20 protein-coding genes and 1 tRNA gene are annotated in these 20,512 nt (G+C 68.1%); 12 read left to right on the plus strand and 9 right to left on the minus strand.

Going from position 1 to position 20,512, the window contains the following annotated elements:
• Positions 1–155 precede the first annotated feature (155 nt).
• Both MLGJGCBP_RS05435 and MLGJGCBP_RS05440 read right to left on the minus strand, forming a co-directional pair.
• Positions 156–689 (minus strand): MarR family winged helix-turn-helix transcriptional regulator, encoded by a 534-nt coding sequence (locus MLGJGCBP_RS05435; RefSeq protein ID WP_072946034.1) that lies wholly within the window; start codon positions 687–689, stop codon positions 156–158.
• Positions 690–743: 54 nt separating this feature from the next.
• Positions 744–1,994: a multidrug effflux MFS transporter gene (locus MLGJGCBP_RS05440; RefSeq protein ID WP_160094357.1), complete on the minus strand. Its 1,251-nt coding sequence runs from the start codon at positions 1,992–1,994 to the stop codon at positions 744–746.
• Between the two features lie 92 nt (positions 1,995–2,086).
• Here MLGJGCBP_RS05440 and MLGJGCBP_RS05445 point away from each other — a divergent pair.
• A tRNA-Cys gene (locus MLGJGCBP_RS05445) sits at positions 2,087–2,158 on the plus strand.
• Between the two features lie 55 nt (positions 2,159–2,213).
• On the opposite strand, the gene MLGJGCBP_RS05450 is transcribed toward MLGJGCBP_RS05445, so the two are convergent.
• Both MLGJGCBP_RS05450 and MLGJGCBP_RS05455 read right to left on the minus strand, forming a co-directional pair.
• Complete coding sequence (locus tag MLGJGCBP_RS05450; protein ID WP_201452973.1) at positions 2,214–4,190, minus strand: ArnT family glycosyltransferase; 1,977 nt, start codon at positions 4,188–4,190, stop codon at positions 2,214–2,216.
• Positions 4,191–4,294: 104 nt separating this feature from the next.
• Positions 4,295–4,903, minus strand: a complete 609-nt coding sequence (locus MLGJGCBP_RS05455; protein WP_160094358.1) for a TetR/AcrR family transcriptional regulator — start codon at positions 4,901–4,903, stop codon at positions 4,295–4,297.
• Between the two features lie 99 nt (positions 4,904–5,002).
• Here MLGJGCBP_RS05455 and MLGJGCBP_RS05460 point away from each other — a divergent pair, with 99 nt between their 5' ends.
• From MLGJGCBP_RS05460 to MLGJGCBP_RS05470, 3 genes are all read left to right on the plus strand, one after another.
• Positions 5,003–6,790 carry an N-acyl-D-amino-acid deacylase family protein gene (locus MLGJGCBP_RS05460; protein WP_160094359.1) on the plus strand — a complete coding sequence of 596 codons (1,788 nt, stop codon included), beginning with the start codon at positions 5,003–5,005 and terminating at the stop codon, positions 6,788–6,790.
• Complete coding sequence (locus MLGJGCBP_RS05465; protein WP_160094360.1) at positions 6,787–7,635, plus strand: alpha/beta fold hydrolase; 849 nt, start codon at positions 6,787–6,789, stop codon at positions 7,633–7,635. Before MLGJGCBP_RS05460 ends, MLGJGCBP_RS05465 begins: the two co-directional genes overlap by 4 nt.
• Positions 7,636–7,699: 64 nt before the next feature.
• Positions 7,700–8,047 carry a helix-turn-helix domain-containing protein gene (locus MLGJGCBP_RS05470; RefSeq protein ID WP_160094371.1) on the plus strand — a complete coding sequence of 116 codons (348 nt, stop codon included), beginning with the start codon at positions 7,700–7,702 and terminating at the stop codon, positions 8,045–8,047.
• 3 nt (positions 8,048–8,050) lie between these two features.
• On the opposite strand, the gene MLGJGCBP_RS05475 is transcribed toward MLGJGCBP_RS05470, so the two are convergent.
• Together MLGJGCBP_RS05475 and MLGJGCBP_RS05480 are read right to left on the minus strand one after the other, a co-directional pair.
• Positions 8,051–8,635 (minus strand): ATP-dependent Clp protease proteolytic subunit, encoded by a 585-nt coding sequence (locus MLGJGCBP_RS05475; protein WP_087558291.1) that lies wholly within the window; start codon positions 8,633–8,635, stop codon positions 8,051–8,053.
• Positions 8,636–8,639: 4 nt separating this feature from the next.
• Positions 8,640–9,248 carry a ClpP family protease gene (locus MLGJGCBP_RS05480; protein ID WP_005568279.1) on the minus strand — a complete coding sequence of 203 codons (609 nt, stop codon included), beginning with the start codon at positions 9,246–9,248 and terminating at the stop codon, positions 8,640–8,642.
• A 208-nt stretch (positions 9,249–9,456) separates the two neighbouring features.
• Here MLGJGCBP_RS05480 and MLGJGCBP_RS05485 point away from each other — a divergent pair, with 208 nt between their 5' ends.
• Positions 9,457–10,155 (plus strand): arsenate reductase/protein-tyrosine-phosphatase family protein, encoded by a 699-nt coding sequence (locus MLGJGCBP_RS05485; RefSeq protein WP_160094361.1) that lies wholly within the window; start codon positions 9,457–9,459, stop codon positions 10,153–10,155.
• Here MLGJGCBP_RS05485 and MLGJGCBP_RS05490 read toward each other — a convergent pair.
• The 3 genes from MLGJGCBP_RS05490 to MLGJGCBP_RS05500 are packed head-to-tail and all read right to left on the minus strand — an operon-like array spanning position 10,145 to position 13,282.
• Positions 10,145–11,302 (minus strand): sulfotransferase family protein, encoded by a 1,158-nt coding sequence (locus MLGJGCBP_RS05490; protein WP_160094362.1) that lies wholly within the window; start codon positions 11,300–11,302, stop codon positions 10,145–10,147. The two genes, MLGJGCBP_RS05485 and MLGJGCBP_RS05490, sit on opposite strands and share 11 nt — an antisense overlap.
• Positions 11,303–11,321: 19 nt before the next feature.
• The gene (locus MLGJGCBP_RS05495; protein ID WP_160094372.1) at positions 11,322–12,110 is read right to left on the minus strand and encodes an SDR family oxidoreductase; all 789 of its coding nucleotides are present in this window, start codon (positions 12,108–12,110) and stop codon (positions 11,322–11,324) included.
• 5 nt (positions 12,111–12,115) lie between these two features.
• On the minus strand, positions 12,116–13,282 hold the full coding sequence (locus tag MLGJGCBP_RS05500; RefSeq protein ID WP_160094363.1) for a hypothetical protein: 1,167 nt from the start codon (positions 13,280–13,282) through the stop codon (positions 12,116–12,118).
• A 92-nt stretch (positions 13,283–13,374) separates the two neighbouring features.
• Between MLGJGCBP_RS05500 and MLGJGCBP_RS05505 the strand changes: the two genes are divergently transcribed.
• From MLGJGCBP_RS05505 to MLGJGCBP_RS05535, 7 genes are all read left to right on the plus strand, one after another.
• Positions 13,375–14,298, plus strand: coding sequence for a helix-turn-helix domain-containing protein (locus tag MLGJGCBP_RS05505; RefSeq protein ID WP_160094364.1), 924 nt, complete (start codon positions 13,375–13,377; stop codon positions 14,296–14,298).
• 125 nt (positions 14,299–14,423) lie between these two features.
• A complete protein-coding gene (gene cysD / locus MLGJGCBP_RS05510; RefSeq protein ID WP_160094365.1) occupies positions 14,424–15,341 on the plus strand; it encodes a sulfate adenylyltransferase subunit CysD in 918 nt (305 codons plus the stop codon).
• The gene (cysC, locus tag MLGJGCBP_RS05515; RefSeq protein ID WP_160094366.1) at positions 15,341–17,191 is read left to right on the plus strand and encodes an adenylyl-sulfate kinase; all 1,851 of its coding nucleotides are present in this window, start codon (positions 15,341–15,343) and stop codon (positions 17,189–17,191) included. Before cysD ends, cysC begins: the two co-directional genes overlap by 1 nt.
• On the plus strand, positions 17,181–18,311 hold the full coding sequence (locus MLGJGCBP_RS05520) for a 3'(2'),5'-bisphosphate nucleotidase CysQ (RefSeq protein WP_160094367.1): 1,131 nt from the start codon (positions 17,181–17,183) through the stop codon (positions 18,309–18,311). Before cysC ends, MLGJGCBP_RS05520 begins: the two co-directional genes overlap by 11 nt.
• Positions 18,308–18,709, plus strand: a complete 402-nt coding sequence (locus tag MLGJGCBP_RS05525; RefSeq protein ID WP_087558300.1) for a nuclear transport factor 2 family protein — start codon at positions 18,308–18,310, stop codon at positions 18,707–18,709. Before MLGJGCBP_RS05520 ends, MLGJGCBP_RS05525 begins: the two co-directional genes overlap by 4 nt.
• Positions 18,710–18,802: 93 nt before the next feature.
• The gene (locus tag MLGJGCBP_RS05530) at positions 18,803–19,786 is read left to right on the plus strand and encodes a phosphotriesterase family protein (protein ID WP_160094368.1); all 984 of its coding nucleotides are present in this window, start codon (positions 18,803–18,805) and stop codon (positions 19,784–19,786) included.
• Between the two features lies 1 nt (position 19,787).
• Positions 19,788–20,426 (plus strand): TetR/AcrR family transcriptional regulator, encoded by a 639-nt coding sequence (locus MLGJGCBP_RS05535; protein ID WP_160094369.1) that lies wholly within the window; start codon positions 19,788–19,790, stop codon positions 20,424–20,426.
• The last annotated feature ends 86 nt before the right edge of the window (positions 20,427–20,512 follow it).

Consider the following 20,512-nt stretch of genomic DNA (forward strand, 5'->3'; position numbering starts at 1 on the left):
GTCCTCAAGTGGGCCGCAAAACGCGGACACCACCAACATCATCCACAACCAACCCAGTCACCGATATGCACGATTCTTGTTCACTAACTGAACGGTATTGCCCTTAAACGACATACGCCCCGCACCGGGATCCGGTGCGGGGCGACAGTCGTGGGTCACCACTTGGTGGGCGCGTCTCCGGTGTCGAAATCGCCTGCCTCGCGGCGCAGTTCGGCGAGGATGGCGACCAGTTGTTCCAGCTTGTCACCGGACACGCCGGGGCGTGAGAACACCTGGGCGTTGAGCCGCTCGGTGGACTCGACGGCCAGTTTCCTTCCCGCGTCGGTGATTTCGATCAGCGTTGCGCGTCGGTCGCTCGGATGCGGAACACGCCGCACGAGATTCGCCGTCTCGAGCCGGTCGACGGCGTTGGTGACGCTTGTCGGGTGAACCTGAAGGCGCGCGCTGGCCTTCGCCATCGGGAGCGCACCGGTACGCGTGAACGTCAGCAAGGTCAGCAATTCGTACCGGGCGAAGGTGAGCCCCGACGGTTTGAGCACCTCTTCCACCCGCGCGATCATGATCTGATGGGCGCGCATCACCGAGGTCACCGCGGCCATGCCGTCGGCGACGTCACCCCAGCCGTGCTTGGTCCACTGCCGGTGGGCCTCTTCGATGGGGTCGAGATGAAGTGGTGACGGTGGTGGCATGCGTCGATCATCCCATGTCGGGTGAGGGGCCGTGAAAGTCTGCCGAGCGTGTCGTCAGCGGGCTTCCGCCTTCGCTGCGGCGGCCAGCGCCACCAACCCGAGTCCCGTGCACGCGGTCATCGTGACCGCGAGTGCGACGCCGGTGTTACCGAGCACGCCGACCAGGGGAGCGATCAGGGCGCCGACACCGAATTGCAGGGCGCCGAGCAGTGCGGCAGCCGTGCCCGCGGCCTCCCCGTGCCTGCCGAGGGCCAGGGCCGGGGCATTCGGCAGGACGAATCCGACACCGCCGAGGAGGAACCACAGGGGAACGACGAACCCGACGAGCCCGCCGAACTCGAAATGCGCGGTGGTGATCAGCGCCAGCCCGGCCACCGTCGCGAATCCGAGGGCAGACACCGTGATCTGCAGCGGTGACCAGCGCGCGAGGGCGCGGACATTGAGTTGCGAGGCGCCGATCAGAGCGATCGCGCCAGAGCTGAACAGCAGCGCGAACTGCTGCTCGTCCAGGTCGTACTGATCCTGGAACACGAACGACGCACCGGAGACGTACGAGAACAGCGATCCCATCGCCACGCTCGACACGAGGGCGAGCACCATGAACGCCCGGTCCCCGAGCAGGCCCCGGTAGGTGCCCAGCACGGCGAGGAGATTGCTCTTGCGGCGGCGCTCGGGCGGCAGCGTCTCCGTCAGGCCCCACGCACCGATAAACGCCGTCAGCGTGCCGATGACGGCGAGGACGACGAAGATCCCACGCCAGTCGAGGGCGATGAGGAGCGCCCCGCCGATACTCGGGGCGAGCACGGGTGCGACGCCGAGGACGAGCATCAGCCGCGACATCACGACGGCGACGGTGTTCCCCGAGAACAGGTCGCGGACCACGGCGAGCGCGACCACCGCTGCGGCGGCGGCGCCGATGCCCTGGAAGACGCGCAGCACCCCCAGCACTGCGACGGTCGGCGCGAACACCGCGAGCACGGACGCGACGACGTGCACACCGATGCCGGCGATGAGGGGGCGCCTGCGTCCGAGGCTGTCCGCCAGCGGTCCGACGATCAACTGCCCCAGCGCGAGGCCGAGCAGGGTGCCGGTGATGGTCAGCTGGACCGCGGACGAGGATGCGCCGAGGTCGGTTCCGATGTCCGGTAGCGCCGGCAGATACATGTCGATGGTGAAGGGGCCGAGGGCCACCATCGCGCCGAGTACGAGGATCACCCGAAGGCTGGGCCGAGTGGTGGTCCGCTCGCCGGTCGGGGCGGCGCGTTCTTCGGTATCGGTCATGAAGCAACACAGCAACGAGGGCATTCGGTTTGTTCCCGCCCCGGCGTGTCGGTTCAGAATCACCGTGAGCACAACTCTCGCGCCCTCGGAGCCGGCCGGGCACAGTAGTGATCGATGCGGGTGTGACTGAGTGGTTGAGGTACCGGCCTGCAAAGCCGTTCACACGGGTTCGAATCCCGTCACTCGCTCGACGAGAACCGGCAGGTGATGCACCTGCCGGTTCTCTGCGTGCTCACCCGTGAACTATCCGGTGTAGCCGGAGAGGTCGTACACAGTCGTGCCGCCCACCGTGACGGCGGTGAAATTGGCCGCCACCCACTCCTGGATCGCGCCGGACGTGCTGTCGCCGCCGCGACCACCGCCACCGCCACCGCCACCGGAGATGTAGTAGTGCACCTGGCCGTTCTCGACGTAGGAGATGAACTGGTCGAGTGTCGGCGTGGGGTCGGAACTCCATCCGCCGATGGCCATCACCGCGGTGTCGGCCGCCAGTTCGTAGGTGGCCGCGCTCTGCGAACCGTTGGTCGCGGCAGCCCACGTGGTGCCTGCCTCGGCGAGCAACGTCGTGAGCTCGGAACTCGTCCCACCCTCGCTGCCGGCCATGCCACCGCCGGGTGCCTGGCCGCCGGCCATGCCACCGTCGGGCGCCTGGCCGCCAGCCGTGTCACCGCCGGGTGCCCGGCCGCCGCCTCCCATTCCGGTATCGGTGACAGCCCCGGACGGGCCGGCCGTGGGGATCGATCCGTTGTGCGCGGTGGCTGCGGTGGCGATCGCGTAGGACGCGGAGCCTCCGATTCCGGCGAGCGAGCCCAGCAGCACGCCGGTGACGGCGAGTTTCCGGAAGCGGTTCCCGTCGCCGAGCGCGATCAGTGCGGCGCCGAGAATGGTAGCGGCGAGCAGGACCCACTTCAGGGCGGGCATCCACTCGGTGTTGCGGTGCAACAGGACCCAGCTCCACGCACCTGCGGCCACCATCATGAAGGCGAGGCCGGACCGTCCGAGAATGCTGCCGCGCTTTTGCCACAGGGCGTACCCGCCGGTGCCGATCATCCCGGCGATCGCGGGGGCGAGCGCCACCGTGTAGTAGGGGTGGATGGTGCCGGACATGTAGCTGAAGATCAGGCCTGTGACGAGGAACCACCCGCCCCACACGATCAGGGACGCCCGCGCGCGGTCCGTGCGCGGAGCGCGTCCGCGGGCGAGCAACCCGAAGACCAGGGCGACCAGTGCCGCCGGGATCAGCCACGAGATCTCGATGCCCATCTCGCTGCCGAACAGGCGATCCAGCCCGGTGCTCCCACCGAAGCTCGATCCCGCACTGCCGCCGGACATTCCTCCGCCGCCACCGCCGGTGTTTCCGAAGATCCGGCCGAGTCCGTTGTAGCCGAGCACCAGATCCATGACGCTGTTGTCGGTGGAACCACCGATGTAGGGGCGGGCGTCCGCGGGCCACAGCCACACGGTGAGAACCCACCATCCGGCCGCGGCGAAGACGGCGGCGACACCTCCGGCCAGGTGCAGCAGCCGAACCCGCAATCGGGCGTGCCCGGCCACCAGATACGCCAGACCGAACGCGGGCAGCACCATCAGGCCCTGCAGCATCTTGGCGAGGAACGCGAAGCCGAGCGCGACCCCGGTGAGGGCGATCCACATCGCGGCACGGCGGCCGGTCTCCGTCTCGATCGCGCGGACCACGAAGTATCCCGCCGCGGTCATCAGGAGCACGAGCATCGCGTCGGGGTTGTCGAAGCGAAACATCAAGGCGGCCGCGGGAGTTGCGGCCAGAACGCCGCCGGCGATCAACCCGGCGCCCCTGTTCGTGACGCGGGTGACGGCCGCGTAGACGAGGGCGACCGAACCGACCCCCATCAGGGCCTGGGGGACGAGGAGGCTGGCGCTGGAGAACCCGAAGATCCGCCCGGACAGTCCCATCACCCACAGCGACGCGGGCGGCTTGTCGACCGTGATGAAATTCGAGGTGTCGAGTGAGCCGAAGAACCACGCCTTCCAGCTCTGCGAACCGGCCTGTGCCGCTGCGGCGTAGAAACTGTTGGCGTAGCCGCTGGAGGTGAGGTCCCACAGGTACAGCGCCGCGGTGGCGGCGAGTAGCGCGGTGAGGGCGAGTGCGGAACCGCGTCGGCGGATCCACGAATCCGACTCGGTGCGGTGGCCGGGCGATCCTGTTCTCCGTGGCGGCGCCGGAGTGAGAACGGCAGTCATCAGGTGGTCCCTTCGCGAGTTGCTGTCCTGACAACGTTCTCGCGCGGGGGCGTCACCCGGCTGGGAGGCGGCTGGAAGGATCCTGTGAACTCGGCACCTTCGGTTCAGCGTGTCGTGTCGAGTGCGTCGACGTCGACACCCGCTGCGGGAAGCAGGTGGTAGAAGGCGCGTTCGCAGAGGTCGATCATCTCGGTGCGCTCCATGGTCGGCTCGTCGAGCCAGGACAGCACGATCTCCTCCATGAACGCCTGCCAGCCCGAGATCGCGGCCTCGAGCGCGGGCGTCGTCGGCACGCCGAACTCGGCCAGCGACACACCGATCCACCGGGTGAACGTCCGCCGCATGCCGCGGTAGATCTGCCGCATCCTCTCGTCGCCGCTACCGGCCATCCGCATGACCGCGAGGTAGATGGTGGGGTGCTCGATCACCGCGTCCGCGAACGTTTCGACGCCCGCCCGGAGTTGCCCGTACACCGGGAGCCTCGCGTCGGGTGTCATCCGCCGCTGCAGTTCGGACGCCGAGGCCTCGAGGACGGCGTTGCGAAAGCCCTGCTTGTTCTTGAAGTAGTGGAACAGCAGCGGTGCGGAGACGCCTGCCTCGGCCGCCACCTGGTCGATCGACAAGTCGTCGAACGGCACCGTCTCGAGGAGCCGGACGGCCACGTCGAGGATCTGCGCGCGCCGATCTTCGGGAGAGCGGGGTGCGGCGGCCACCCCTGCATTCTATTGAGGAACTCTCGAACCGTCCATTGACTTTTACTCAACCGCATACGTAACCTCGGGTAACACATACCGAGTGTGAGGAGCGCAACAATGTCGGATTTCGATGTGGTCGTCAATGGTGGGCTGTGGTTCGACGGAACCGGATCCGCGCCGCTGCGACGCAATCTCGGCATCCGCGACGGAATCGTCGTCCGGGCATCGACTCGCCCTCTGCCCGTCGGACCCGATACCGAGGTCATCGACGCCGCAGGCAAGTGGGTGCTTCCCGGGTTCGTCGACGTGCACACCCACTACGACGCGGAAGTGCTCGTCAGCCCCGGACTGCCGGAGTCGGTGCGACACGGCGTGACCACCGTCGTTCTCGGAAACTGCTCCCTCTCCACCGTGTATTCGACGCCGCGTGAGTGCGCCGACCTGTTCAGCAGGGTCGAGGCAGTGCCGCACGACTCCGTGCTCGGGATCCTGGAGGAGAACAAGATCTGGCAGAGCCCGGCGGAGTACGTCGAGGCGCTCGAGTCGTTGCCGCTCGGCCCCAACGTCGCCGGGTTCATCGGGCACTCCGACATCCGCACCCACGTCCTCGGCCTCGGCCGGGGCACCGACAAGCGGATCGAGCCGACCGCTCGCGAACTCGAGCAGATGGGTGCGATGCTCACCGACGCCGTCGACGCCGGCTTCCTCGGACTCTCCTCGATGACGAACGCGCTCGACAAGATCGACGGCGACGAATACCGTTCCCGCTCACTGCCGTCCACGTACGCGCGGTGGAAGGAATTCCGCTTCCTCAACCGCATCCTGCGCGAGCGCGGCAAGATCTTGCAGAGCGCGCCCACGATCAACCTGCACCCGAACATCGCCGGATTCTTCGCGGAGAGTTCGGGCCTCGGGCGGCGCAAGCCCCTCAAGACGTCGCTGCTGTCGGCCGCGGACTCGAAGGCGTATCCGCCGATCGTCTACTTCATGCTCGCCGCGGCGCCGCTGCTGAACCGCTTCGCCAAGACCGATTTCAAGTGGCAGCACCTGCCGGTGCCGTTCACCGTGTACGCGGACGGGATCGACCTCGTGGTGTTCGAGGAATTCGGCGCAGGCGCGGCGGCACTGCACCTCAAGGACCAGGTGGAGCGAAACGCCCTGCTCCAGGATGAGTCCTACCGGCGCCGGTTCCGCAAGGACTACGACAACAAGTTCAGCCCCCGCATCTGGCACCGCAACTTCTACGACGCGGTAATCGTCGGGTGCCCCGACGAGACGCTGATCGGCACGACGTTCGGCGCCGTGGGTGATCTCCGCGGTGTGCACCCGGTCGACGCGTACCTCGATCTCGTCGTCGAGTACGGCACCGATCTGCGGTGGCGGACCACCATCGCCAACCATCGCCCCAGGTTCGCGAAGAAGCTCGCCGCGAGCTCCGGGGTGCAGATGGGATTCGGCGACGCCGGCGCCCACCTGCGCAACATGGCGTTCTACAACTTCCCGATCCGGTTGCTGAAGAAGGTCAAGGACGCGCAGTCCGACCGCAAGCCGTTCCTGACCGTCGAGCGGGCCGTTCACCGGCTGACAGGCGAGCTGGCCGACTGGTACGGCATCGACGCCGGCCACCTCCGCGAAGGTGACCGCGCCGACCTGGTCGTCGTCGACCCGGCGGGTCTCGACGCCTCGGTGGACGGATTGTTCGAGGCGGAGGTCCCCGAATACGGCGGGTTGCGGCGGATGGTGAACCGCAGCGACGGCGCCGCGGTCGCGACGGTGATCAACGGCAGGCTCGTCTACCGCGACGGCGAATTCACCGGTGGATTCGGGGTGACCAAGACGGGACGCTTCCTCCGCGCCGGAGAGTCGGCCGCAGACCGCAGCGAGCGTGAGACGATCGTCGGATGAGTCGCACGGAGCGGATCGGCACGTTCACCCGCGACGGACTGGTGTTCGACGTCCGCGACGAGGGACCGATCGACGGCACACCGGTGGTGCTGTTGCACGGATTTCCGCAGGACTCGCGGTCGTGGGACGCGCTGGCGCCGTTGCTGCACCGGCGCGGGTTCCGCACCCTGGCCCCGGACCAGCGCGGCTATTCGCCCGGTGCCAGGCCCCGCGCCCGCCGGGCGTACCGCAGCACGGAACTGATCGCGGACGTCGTCGCGCTCATCGACCGGGCAGGCCTCGGCCCGGCGCACGTCGTCGGACACGATTGGGGCGCGGCGGTAGCCTGGGGCCTCGCAGCCGAACGCCCGGACCGGGTCCGCACGCTCACGGCGCTGTCGGTGCCGCACCCCGCGGCGTTCGTGCGGGCGATGCTCACCAGCCGGCAGATCCTGAAGTCCTGGTACATGTTCGCGTTCCAGCTGCCCTGGATCCCGGAGCGGGCGCTCACCCCGGACGGCTTCGGCTACCGGGCCCTGGTCGCCAGCGGCCAGTCGCCGGACGACGCGAAGCGCGACCTCGGGCCCATGCGCGACCGGACGCGGGCCAGCGGTGCCCTGAACTGGTATCGCGCGATGCCGTTCACCTCACCTCGATCGGCCTCCCGGAAGGTCCGGGTGCCCACGCTCTTCGTCTGGAGCGACGGCGACACGGCGATCGGGCCGGTGGGGCCAGAGTTGACCTCCCGATTCGTCGACGCCCCGTACACGTTCGAGGTGCTCCGCGGCGTGAGCCACTGGATCCCGGACGAGGCCGCCGAACGCGTCGACGAACTACTCGGCAATCACCTGCTCGATCAGTCGTGATCGGCTGTCCGCTGTCGGTGAACGCCGCGGCGTCCGGGTGCGTCGTCTGGAAGACTCCGGAGGTATGGAAGCTCAGCGCAGACTGACGCTGGTCACGGCCGCCCCCGAGCGTTCGCGGGAGGAGCCGCTGGTGCGCGAGCTCTACGGGCGGGTGCTCCGCGAGGCGCGCCGCGACCAGGACCGGAGTCTCGAGGACGTCGCCGCCGCCGTCGGGATGTCGAAGCAGTACCTCTCCGAGATCGAGCGCGGGAAGAAGGAGCCGTCCTCCGAAATGCTGCGCGCAGTGTGCGGAGCCCTCGGGCTGCCGGTCGAACACCTGCTGTTCCGGTCCGGGCGCCGGCTCGGGGCGGCGAACCGGAACTCGGCGACCGGGATCCCGAACCGGCAGATGCCCACCCTGCTCGCGGCCTAGCCGTCACTCCGCGACGAGCGTGTCGGCCAGCCCGTAGTCGATGGCGTCCTGAGCTGTGAAGATGCGGTCCCGGTCGGTGTCCCGGCGCAGGCGTTCGACGGTCTGCCCGGTGTGTTTGCTCAGGATCGCCTCGGTCTGCGAACGGACCCGCAGGATCTCGGCGGCCTGCAGCGCCAGGTCGGAGATCGTGCCGTTGCCCTGCGTGGACGGCTGGTGCAGCAGCACCCGGGAATGCGCCAGGACGTGCCGGTGTCCCTTGGTCCCCGCCGCCAGGAGCACCGCCGCGGCGGAGGCGGCCTGCCCCATGCAGTAGGTGGCGATGGTCGGGCGCAGGAACTGCATCGTGTCGTAGATGGCGAGCATCGCGGTGGTGGAGCCGCCGGGGGAGTTGATATACAGCCCGATCTCCTGATCGGAACTGTCCGCCTGCAGATGGAGCAGCTGTGCCATCACGACATTGGCGACTCCGTCGTCGATCTCCGTGCCCAGGAAGACGATCCGCTCGTTCAGCAGCCGACTGAAGATGTCGAACGACCGCTCGCCTGCCGGGGTTCGTTCGATGACGTGGGGGATGGTGTATTGGGACATGGCTTCACAATCCAATTCTCGGGGCGGTGGTGTGCGGGGCGATCTCCGCGAACGAGGACACGACGCGGTCGACGATCCCGTAGTCGCGGGCCTCGTCGGCGGTGAACCACCGATCCCGGTCGCTGTCCTCGGCGATCTGCTCGACCGGATGCCCCGTCTCCGCGGCCAGGATCTCCTGCGACTGTCGTTTCATCCGTTCGAGGCTCTCGGCCTGGATGGCGATGTCGACGGCCGTGCCGCCGATGCCCGCCGAGGGCTGGTGCATCATGATGCGGCTGTGCGCCAGGCTGATCCGCTTGCCGTGGGTCCCCGAGCACAGCAGCACCTGCCCCATGCTGGCGGCGAAACCCATGGCCACGGTCACCACGTCGTTGGGGACGAGTTTCATCGTGTCGTAGATGGCCAGGCCTGCGAAGACGGAACCGCCCGGCGAATTGATGTACAGGACGATGTCGCGTTTGGGATCGGCGGCCGCGAGAAGCACCAGTTCGGAGCAGGCCCGCTCGGCCATGGCGTCGTCGACCTCGCCGGTGAGAAGGATCGTGCGCTGGCGAAACAGTCTGTCCGCCAACAGGTCGCGGTAGTTCAGGTCGGGTAGCGCAGCTGTGGTCATGTCTCCAGTACTACCGCCGCGCCGGCGCCGGACCGCCAATTGTCTGCTGTGGGCAGACGTGGGGGCGCCAGGTGTTCGTCAATCGAGGTGACCGCGAGGAGTCGGGCAGATGAACGACCCGCCACGCGCAGATGAACTGTAAGAACAGACCGCTCGGACAGTGGAATCGGACTCGCTCGTAGGCGAAGTCGCTGGTTAGGGTTGCCTCATGCACGTTCTGTTCGTCTGTAGCGGGAACGTCTGCCGCTCGCCGATCGCAGAGCGGCTGACACACGCGTACGCGCTCGCCCGCGATCTGCCGCACCTGACCGCGGAGAGCGCCGGCGTCCGCGCCCTCGTGGGCTTTCCGATCGAACCCGTCGCCGCCCGCGTCGTCGAGGGTCTCGGCGCCAGCGCCGACGGCTTCCGGGCGCGCCGCCTGCGGCCCGAGATGATCAAACGCGCCGACCTCGTCCTCGCGATGACCGAGCAGATCCGGGACCGTTCGATGGAACTGCTCCTCGGGACGAGCCACTGCACGTTCACCCTGCGGGAAGCACGCAGGATCGCCGCCGCAACCGGGGCCCGCACCGTCGCCGAACTCGCCGTCGCCCGCCGCGACTACGGGACGGTCGACGAGCCGAACATCAGCGACCCGGTGGGTCTGGCCGAGTCGGCGTTCACCGAGGTGGGAGACCGGATCGCCGCCGAGTTGATACCGCTGCTCGACGCCCTCGACCTCGACAGCGGTACGACGTGGTCGCCGGAACCGGAGCCCGAACCGGAACCGGCACCCGAACAGGATCGCCGACCCGAGCCCGAGCCCGAACTGCCGCCGCGCCCGGTCGTCCACCTGCCGCTCTCGCCCAGGCCGCTGATCGCGGCGCGGGCGGCGTCGTCGATCCTCGACTATCCGGTCAGCTGGTAGCGCTGAACTGGTAGTTGGCGAATCGCTCGTCCACCTGCTCGGCCGTCAGCCCGAACTCCTCGAGCGTGTACTTGTGCGAGGGGCGGCGGTCGCCGCTGCGGCTCTCGGCGTGCATCGCCTCCATCGCCGCCCGGGCGGGCCGGCCGAGGTCGAGCCCGAAGTGCGTGTAGACCCCCTCGACGGTGCCGATCGGATCCGCCACGAAATCCCGGTAGTCGACGTCGATGAACTGGGCGGGGTCGTGCCGCGCGCGGGCCGCTGTGAACTGCTCGAGTCCCCGGGCCCACAGCTCGAGTTGGCTCTCCCCGATGACGCTGCCGCGGAACTTCTCGGACCAACCGTCCGTCGCCTGTTCCGCCAGGCTGCACACCGACGGGACGATCGTGCGCGGCGGCCGGTGGGTCTGGACGATCAGCGCGTCCGGGTAGACCGCGAGCAGTTCGTCGAGCGCAAACAGGTGGCTGGGGTTCTTGAGCACCCAGCGGCGGTCCCGGTCGGGAAGCCCGATCAGCTGCAGGTTCTTCTTGTGCCGCTGATACGCGTTCGTCCAGTCCTGGCCCTCGAGCCAGCGGGAATACGTCGGGAGAGACGCCAGGCACTCGTAGGAGATCGACTTGAACGTCTGCCGCAGCAGTTGCCAGCACTCCTCGACCTCGCTTGCCGACATGTAGTGCACGCCCATGAATTCGGGGCGTTCGATGTGGTGACGGCTGAAGCCCTCCTCGATCTTCCGGAACACCGGATTCGATTCCCAGGTCTGGCGCGGTGGCCGGGGTTGCGGCATCTCGGTCAGCCACATCTCCAGGCCCTGATGTGACGGGTCCGCGGTGAGCAGCCGGTGCAGCGCGGTCGTCCCCGTGCGGGGAAGACCGGTCACGAAGATGGGTCGCTCGATCCGCACGTCCGCGTGCTCGGGGTTCTGCTTCCACGCCGCCTCGCTCAGCAGCCGGGCCACCAGGGCGCCGCGGAGGAACACCCGGGACACCTTGCTGCCGAGCGGTGTCAGCTGCTCGTCGGTGTGATACGAGTCCAGCAGGACGCCGAGGGCTTCGGTGTAGTCGTCCACCCCGAAGTCGGTGAGACCGGTCAGCCGGGTGGCCGAGGCGTGCAGGTCCTCGACGGTGCCGACCGTGGTGCGCTCGCTCATGATGCTCCGGTTCTGTTCGCTAGTGGTGGAATTCGCCGCAGTTGACGTCGAGGCACTGCCCGGTCACGGCGCTCGCCAACGGGGAGGCCAGGAAGATCACGGCGTCGGCGACCTCGTCGGTCGTGGGGAGCCGTTTCAGATCGGTGTTCGCGGCGGTGTGCTCGTAGATCTGCTCGACGGTCGTCCCGTATTTCTCGGCCTGGTGCGTGAAATACTGCTTCAACGTTTCTCCCCAGATGTAGCCGGGAGCAACGGAATTGACGCGGATACCCTGCGGTCCCAGTTCCGTCGCGAGCGACTGCGACGTCGCGAGCAGGGCGGATTTGGCCATCTTGTAGCTGCCGTACCGCTCCTGGGAGTGCCGGAGCACCATCGAGTTGATGTTCACCACCGCGCCGCTCGCCTCGGCGAGTGCCGGAGTGAACAGCTGGGTCAGCCGCAACGCCCCGAGCACGGTCAGCTCGAAACTGCTACGGATATGGTCGAACTCGGTGCGGGCCAGCGGTTTCATCGACGGAACCGAGAACGCGTTGTTGATCAGGACGTCGACCTTGCCGTACGCGTCGACGGCCGCGGACACCAGGTTCTCGGCCGATGCCTGGTCGGTGATGTCGGTCGGGACGGTCACCGCGCGCCGCCCGACCGCGACGATCTCCTTGGCCACCTCGTCGAGGCGCGACGCGGTCCGGGCGGCCAGCACCACGTCGGCGCCGGCGGTAGCGCAGCGGACGGCGAGGGTGCGGCCCAGGGCCGGTCCGACGCCGGAGATGACGACGATCTTGTCCTGCAGGAGTTGCGGAGCAGTCATGGCGGTCATCCCAGCATCCGGTCGGCCACCGCGGCCTGGCGTGCGGCGATGCGTGCGGCGAAGTCCTCGGGGGAGATCTTGTTGGAGTCGTAGTACGGCAGTGTTCGATGGATCTCGTCGAACTTCACGACCTCGATCCGGGGACCGTCGTCCGGGGTGAGTTCGCGGGACACCCGCTGCCAGCGGAATTGCAGGTAGCCGCGGAGGTGCCCGACGGTGGCGATCCAGTTGGCGACGCCGGGATTGCGCTCGCTGACGACGAGTCGGATGTGGTCGTCGGGATCCACCTGCGACTGCGCGACGTTCAGCGAGGTCTGGTGGTTGACGTAGTCGAGGGAGATGTACCACATGCTGCCGAGCTGAAAACCCTGGTAGGGCACGTCGGCTTTCGGGACGGTGATGACGACGGCCTCGTCCTCGGCGAGTTCGTAGTGCCCGACGGACGAGTACTGGGTGGCGAGGCCGCCCGGTGTGAGCCGCGGTTCGGTCATCGTGTTCACCGGCAGGTTCAGGTAGAACCACTCCGGGAACTGCAGCCACGTCTTCACCCGCGCGACGAGGGCCTTGCCCGCACGCGCGTACCGCTTCTCCACGGTCTCGCGGGTGAGTGGGCCAGGGGCGGTACCGACCGTATCCGCCCTGGCGATGCGAATGGTGCCGCGCCGCTGACTCCAGTCGCTGTACACCTCCCGGACCACCAGTTGCGACGAACCCGGCGCGAGGGTGAAGTAGTTGCGCCTGCCCGCGCTCTCCCCGGGGCCGAACCGCACCTCGAACGAGCCGTCGGGTGCGATGTCGATCTCCCGGTCGTCGAATGCCGTGACGCTGCCGGGAACGTGTGCGGCCGTGTAGTTTCCGCTCAGCACCTGGAAGCTCAGGTCTGCGGTGGTGCCGCGTCGCCCGGTGACCACGTATTCGACGTCGTCGTCGATCCGCGCACCGAAGTAAAGGGTGTCCGGGTTGTCCAGGCCCATCTTCATGTACGGTCCGGTGCCCGAGATGAACGTCGGGTGCGACCGTTCGGTGGCCCAGGCCGCGTGCGTCGTGGCGAGGATTCCGCCTGCGAGGTACTGGTAGCCCTCCAGCAGATCCTGTTCGGTGCGGATGTGGGGGGCGCTCTCGATCAGTTTCTCGGCCTCGGCCATGGCGTCGGCGAATGGGTCGGTCAGCACACCGTGCTCCTCACGAGGGGGTGGTACAAATATGTACCTGCATGGTAGAACATTGATGAACCGACAATAGAACGTGTTCTAAGGAGTGGTCAATGGGGTCCGAGGACGAGATGCGCGACCGGGCGCAGGGCCGGCGGTCGCCGCCGACCGAACGGGTGGTGCAGGTGCTCGACTTCCTGGTGGCCCGCAAGGAGCACCGGTTCGGGCTGTCCGAACTGGCCCGGCAACTCGACATCAGCAAGCCGACCTGCCTGGGCATCCTCACCGAACTGGCCCGCGGCGGCTACCTCGTCCGGGATCCGGCCACGAAGACGTACGGCCTCGGGCCCGCGCTCATCGCGGCGGGCCGCGCGGCCCAGCAGGGGTTCGCGGCCGGGCCTGTCGCGCGCAGGCATCTCGCCGTGCTCAGTGACGAGTTCCGGACCACGTGCACGGCGTCGGCTGTGGTCGGCGACCGCATCGCAGTCCTCGAACTGACCAGCCCGCCGGGCGTGCGGGCCGCCGCCAAGGTGGGGGAGATGTACCCGTTCGCGCCGCCCGTCGGGTTGATGTACGTGCTGTGGGACGGCGACGACGCGCTGCAGTCGTGGCTGCGGCGGGAACCGACGCTGCCGGTGCGCCTGGACCGCGACCGGTTGCGCACGGTGGTCGAGGAGTGCTCCCGCACCGGATATCTCGTCGAGACGCTCACTCCGGTCGGGCAGCGCCTGCACACGCTCATGGCGGGCGTCGCCGCCCACGATCTGCCGCCGGAACTGCGCGACGTGCTCGGCGAGATGGTGTCGAGCCTGGGGGAGCGGGTGTATCTCGACGCCGAACACTCGGACCCCGCTGCGCCCCACCCCGTCAGCCTCATCGCGGCGCCGACATACGACGCCGAAGGTCACCAGGCCATGGTTCTCACCCTCTACGTGGGGGCCGAACTCGCGCCGTCCGACATCGCGCGACGGGGCAAGGCCCTCGCGGCGGCGGCGGACGCGATCACGACGGAGGTGGGCGGCCGCCGGCCCAGATAACCGGCGGCCAGGGCATTGACCAAAATCTGAAACACGTTCTATTCTCGGAGGTGCATTCATTTTCGACCGGGCTGGTCCAAATATGAACCAGTGACCGGTAAGGCACTCGCGACGAGGAGTCGCCCATGACCGCACCGCCCGTGTACGAGTTGTCCCACCTCGGCGCGCTCGAAGCCGAAGCTGTGCACATCTTCCGAGAAGTGGCCGCGACGTTCGAGCGTCCGGTGCTGCTGTTCTCCGGCGGCAAGGACTCGGTGGTGATGCTCCACGTGGCCGCCAAGGCGTTCTGGCCGGCGCCGCTCCCGTTCGCCGTCATGCACGTCGACACCGGCCACAACTTCGACGAGGTCATCGAGTTCCGCGACCGGACCGTCGAACGCCTCGGCCTGCGGATGGTGGTGTCGAGCGTGCAGGACGACATCGACGCGGGCCGGGTCATCGAGGAGCCGGGGCCGCGGGCCAGCCGTAACCGGCTCCAGACCACGGCCCTGCTGCGCGGCATCCGCGACCACGGGTTCGACGCCATCTTCGGCGGCGCCCGCCGAGACGAGGAGAAGGCCCGCGCGAAGGAGCGGGTCTTCAGCTTCCGGGACGAGTTCGGGCAGTGGGATCCGCGGGCGCAGCGCCCGGAACTGTGGAGCCTGTACAACGGCAGGCACCGCAAAGGAGAGCACATCCGGGTGTTCCCGCTGTCCAATTGGACCGAACTCGACATCTGGCAGTACATCAGCGAGGAGGAGATCGCACTGCCGCCGCTGTACTACGCGCACCGCAGGGAGGTCGTGCCCCGCGACGGAATGCTGTTGGCGCACACCCGGTTCCTGACACTTCTGCCCGGTGACGAGCCGTACGAGGCCCTCGTCCGCTTCCGGACCGTCGGCGACGCCACGTGCACGGGCTGCGTCGAATCGTCGGCGACGAGCCCCGAGGCTGTCGTCAGAGAGGTCGCCGCGAGCAGGGTGACCGAGCGTGGGGCCACCCGCGCCGACGACCGGATCTCCGAGGCGGGCATGGAAGATCGCAAGAAGGAAGGGTACTTCTGATGCCGCAGTTACTCCGGGTCGCGACCGCGGGCAGCGTCGACGACGGCAAGTCCACGCTCATCGGCAGGCTGCTGTACGACTCCAAGGCGATCTTCGAGGATCAACTCGAGGCGGTCGAACGGACCAGCCGCGAACGGGGCGACGAACACGCGAACCTGGCACTGCTCACCGACGGCCTGCGTGCCGAACGCGAGCAGGGCATCACCATCGACGTCGCGCACCGCTATTTCGCCACACCGCACCGCAAGTTCATCATCGCCGACACGCCGGGACACGAGCAGTACACGCGGAACATGGTGACCGGCGCATCGACCGCCGATCTGGCCCTGATCCTCGTCGACGCCCGCAAGGGGATCCTGGAGCAGACGCGTCGGCACGCCTTCATCGCCAGTCTCCTCGGAATTCCGCACCTCGTGCTGTGCGTCAACAAGATGGATCTCGTCGGCTGGTCAGAGGAACGGTTCGAGGAGATCAAGGAGGAATTCCGGCAGTTCGCGATCAAACTCGAGGTCCACGATCTCACGTTCATCCCGGTGTCGGCACTGCGCGGCGACAACATCGCGCAACGCACCGCCAACATGCCCTGGTACGAGGGGGCGTCGCTGCTGCACTACCTCGAGCAGGTGCACGTGGCGTCCGACCGCAACCTGATCGACGCACGGTTCCCGGTGCAGTACGTGGTCCGGCCGCAGCGCCAGACGGATTCGGCGTTGCACGATTTTCGCGGCTACGCGGGGACGGTCGCCAGTGGGGTGTTCAAGCCGGGCGACGAGGTGGTGGCGCTGCCGTCGGGATTCACCTCCACCGTCAGCGCCATCTGGGGCCCAGGCGGAACCCGCCTCGACGAGGCGTTCGCGCCGTCGGCGGTGTGCGTGCAACTCGCGGACCAGCTGGACGTGAGCCGGGGAGACGTGCTGTGCCGTCCCAACAACCGTCCGCTCGTCGGGCAGGAACTCGACGCGATGGTCTGCTGGTTCAGCGAACAGTCCGCGCTGACGCCGGATGCCCGGTACACGCTGCTGCACACCACCCGCGCCACCAGGGCGTCGATCGCGCGGCTCGACTACCGGCTGGACGTGAACACCCTGCACCGCGACGAGTCCGCACAGTCGCTGTCGCTCAACGAGATCGGCCGTGTGCAGCTGCGAACGTCGCAGCCGCTGATGTTCGACCCGTACCGTCGCAACCACGTGACGGGTAGTTTCATCCTCGTCGACGAGTCGACCCACAACACGGTCGCCGCCGGCATGATCACCGGGCCGACGCTGTCGCGGTCGAAGGTGGTGTGGCACGCGGCGGCCGTGGCGCGGGACGAGCGGGCGACGCGCGGTCGCACCGTGTGGCTGACCGGACTGTCGGCGTCGGGGAAGTCGACGGTCGCGGTGGAACTCGAGCGCCGCCTGGTCGCGTCCGGGGTGCCCGCCTACCGGCTCGACGGCGACAACCTGCGGCACGGCCTCAACGCCGACCTCGGGTTCAGCGCGCAGGACCGCGCCGAGAACGTGCGCCGCATCGGCGCCGTCGCGCAACTGCTCGCCGACTCCGGGGTGGTTGCGATCGCGTCGCTGATCAGCCCGTACCGCGAGGACCGGGACCGGGTCCGGGAGCAGCACCTCGCAGCCGGGCTCGACTTCGTCGAGGTGTTCGTGGACACGCCGGTGGACCAGTGCGAGGCACGTGATCCCAAGGGCATGTACGCGAAGGCCCGCGCCGGCGAGATCACGGGATTCACCGGGGTCGACGATCCGTACGAGGCGCCCGAGAACGCCGAACTCGTGCTACGGCCCGAGGACGGCACGCCGACCGAACAAGCCGCGAGAATTATGGAATTGTTGACACGTGACCACTGACGCACGACTCGCGGCCGACATCGCCTCCGGTGCCGGTGCCCTGCTGTTGGACATCCGCACCGCGGGACTGGGATCGGCCGACGGTCGTGAACTCGGCAGGCGTGGCGACATCGCCGCCGATGCGTTCATCCTCGGCAAACTCGCGGCGGAACGACCCGAAGACGCGATCCTCTCCGAGGAGTCGGCCGACGACCGGTCGAGGCTGGAGCGGTCACGGGTGTGGATCATCGACCCGCTCGACGGGTCCAAGGAGTACGGACTGCCCGGGCACTCGGACTGGGCGGTGCACGTCGCGCTGTGGGAGCGGGGTCGCGGCATCACGGCGGCGGCGGTCGCGCAACCGGCACTGGGCGCCGTGTACGCCAGCGACGACGACAGCCACGCGGTCCATGCCGAACAGTTGCCTGCCCGCCCGCGGATCGTCGTGTCGGCCAGCAGGCCGCCTGCGTTCGTCGACGCCGTCGCGACGGACATCGGTGCCGAGGTCACCACCATGGGTTCGGCGGGCGCGAAGGCGATGGCGGTGCTCCGCGGAGACGTCGACGCCTACATCCACGCGGGCGGGCAGTGGGAATGGGATTCGGCGGCCCCCGTGGGCGTCGCCGCGGCCGCGGGCCTGCACTGCTCGCGGATCGACGGAACCGCGTTGGAGTACAACGAATCCCACCCCTACCTCCCCGACCTGCTGATCTGCCGGCCGGAACTGGCCGCGCCCCTGCTCGCGGCGATCGCGAGACATGCCACCGACACGGCCGACAGCGGACGCGTCGCGATGGCCAGGGCCTACATCGACGCACTGGTCAGTCACGACGCCACCAAGGTGCGTCTCGCGGACAACGCGTGGCGGGTGGAGAACGGGCAGCACACGGGCGAATCGGGGGAGTTCATCCGGGACGAACTCGAGAACGGACTGCAGTACCAGGCCATCCAGGCCGTGCGTGACCTCTCCTTCCACGAATGGGGCGACAACGTGGTGGCCCGGTTCGTGCTCGACCTCGGGGCCACACCCACCGAGGTGACGTCGGTCCGGATCACGGAACACTTCGACATCCCGGCCGGGGCGATCCAGTCCGTCATGGCCATCATCGAACCGTTCGCGATCGAGAGGGAGAACCGATGACCCCGGACCAGTTGGTCACCCAATTCTGCGCCGAGTGGATCGAGCCGGACCCGGCGAAGATCGCGGAGTACTTCGCGGAAGACGCCGTCTACCACAACATTCCGATGGAACCCGTCACCGGGCGTGACGCGATCCGCGAGTTCGTCGCCGGATTCACCGCGGCCTTCGGCGGCATCGACTTCCGCGTGCACCGGCAGGTCACCGACGGCGGTCAGAGTCCCAACGCCGAGGAATCGAGCGGGGTGGTGATGAACGAGCGGATCGACGTGTTCACGCTGAACGGCACCGTCGTCGAACTGCCCGTCGTCGGCGTCTTCGAGATCACCGACGGCAAGATCACCACGTGGCGCGACTACTTCGACATGGCGCCGATCCAGGCCGCGGCCGGTGGGGGGTGACCCACCCGCAGTAGATGTTGACGTCAGGTTCAAGTTGGCTCTACGCTGAACCCGGGGGTATGACGACGGTCACACCCGGAGAGGCGAATCTGCATGAGTCAGGTCAGCACGGTCCGCGGACCGATCGACAGCGCCGAACTCGGACGCACATACATGCACGAGCACGTGTTCGTGCTGACACCCGATGTGCAGCAGAACTACCCGGACGAGTGGGGGAGCGAGGACGAGCGGGTCGCCGAAGCCGTCACCAAGCTGCGCGCACTCGCGGAGCAGGGTGTCCGGACCATCGTCGACCCCACCGTCGTCGGCCTCGGCCGCTACATTCCGCGGGTGGCGGAACAGCTTCCCGAGCTGAACATCGTTGCGGCGACAGGGCTGTACACCTACGACGACGTGCCGTTCTTCTTCCACTACCGCGGTCCCGCGCTGGATGCGATGGTGGGGGCCGAGGTGCCCGACCCGATGGTGGACATGTTCGTCAAGGACATCGAAGAGGGGATCGCCGACACCGGGGTGCGCGCCGGCCTGCTCAAGTGCGCGATCGACCACCAGGGGCCGACACCGGGTGTCGAACGGGTGATGCGGGCCGTCGCGAAGGCGCATCGGCGCACCGGAGTGCCGATCACCGTGCACACCCACCCCGGCAGCGAGACCGGTCTGCACGTCCGGCGCGTGATGTGCGACGAGGAAGGGGTGCGGCCCGACCGGATCGTGCTCGGGCACAGCGGAGACAGCACCGACGTCGACCACCTGACCAGCCTCGCCGAGGCCGGTTTCATTCTGGGGATGGACCGGTTCGGGATCAACCTCGAGACCACGTTCGAAGCGCGCGCCGCCACGCTCGTCGAGATGTGCCGGCGCGGATTCGCGAGCCAGATGGTCCTGTCGCAGGACGCGTCCTGCTACATCGACTGGATCGACCCGAACCTGATGGCGGCCCTGCCACAGTGGCACTACCTGCACATCGAGAACGACGTGCTGCCCTACGTCCGTGAGCGAGGTGTCACCGAGAAGATGATCACCGAGATGCTGGTCGACGTGCCCCGGCGGTACTTCGAGAATGTCGACGCGTACTGACATGTCGCGCCCGCGAACCGCACCCACACCACCGGTCACCGCCCGGGGCGTCCGCACCCGCGATCGCCTGGTCGCCGCGGCCCGGGTGGTGTTCGAGCGCGAGGGATACCTCGACGCCCGTCTCGTCGACATCAGCAAGGAGGCCGGACTCTCGACCGGCTCCTTCTACACCTACTTCGCCGGCAAGGAGGAAGTGTTCGCGGCGGTCGTGGAGGTGACGCAGAACGACCTCCTGCATCCCGGGATGGGGCGGGTGGAGGACGAGGGCGACGTGCACGCGGTCGTGGAGGCAAGCATCCGGGCGTACCTGCACGCGTGCCGGCGGAATGCGCGCCTGCTGGCCCTGCTCGAGCAGGTTGCGCACGTCGACCCCGCATTCCGTGAACTGGAGCGCTCGCGGGACGAGACGTTCTACCTGCGCAACGCGCGGTCGATCGCCGATCTGCAGGCTCGGGGTCTCGCGGACGCGTCGCTCGACCCGATGCTGACGTCGAAGGCGTTGTCCGCCATGGTCGGGAGGATGGCCTACGGCTACTTCGTCGGACCGCCGAGCGAGCGGCGATCGCTCACGTTCGACGAACTGACCACCGGGCTCGCGCGGATGTGGACGAACGGGCTGCGCGTCCCGGACCGCGTCTGAGGGGCCGTCGGTAGCCAGGGCGTGGACGATGCCCACCGCCGGATCTCGGCGGTGGGCATCGTCGTCACCTCGCGCTCAGCTGATCT

Origin of the sequence: Rhodococcus sp. T7, assembly GCF_009872365.1 — a bacterium.
In the GTDB taxonomy this organism is placed as follows: Bacteria; Actinomycetota; Actinomycetes; order Mycobacteriales; family Mycobacteriaceae; genus Rhodococcus_F.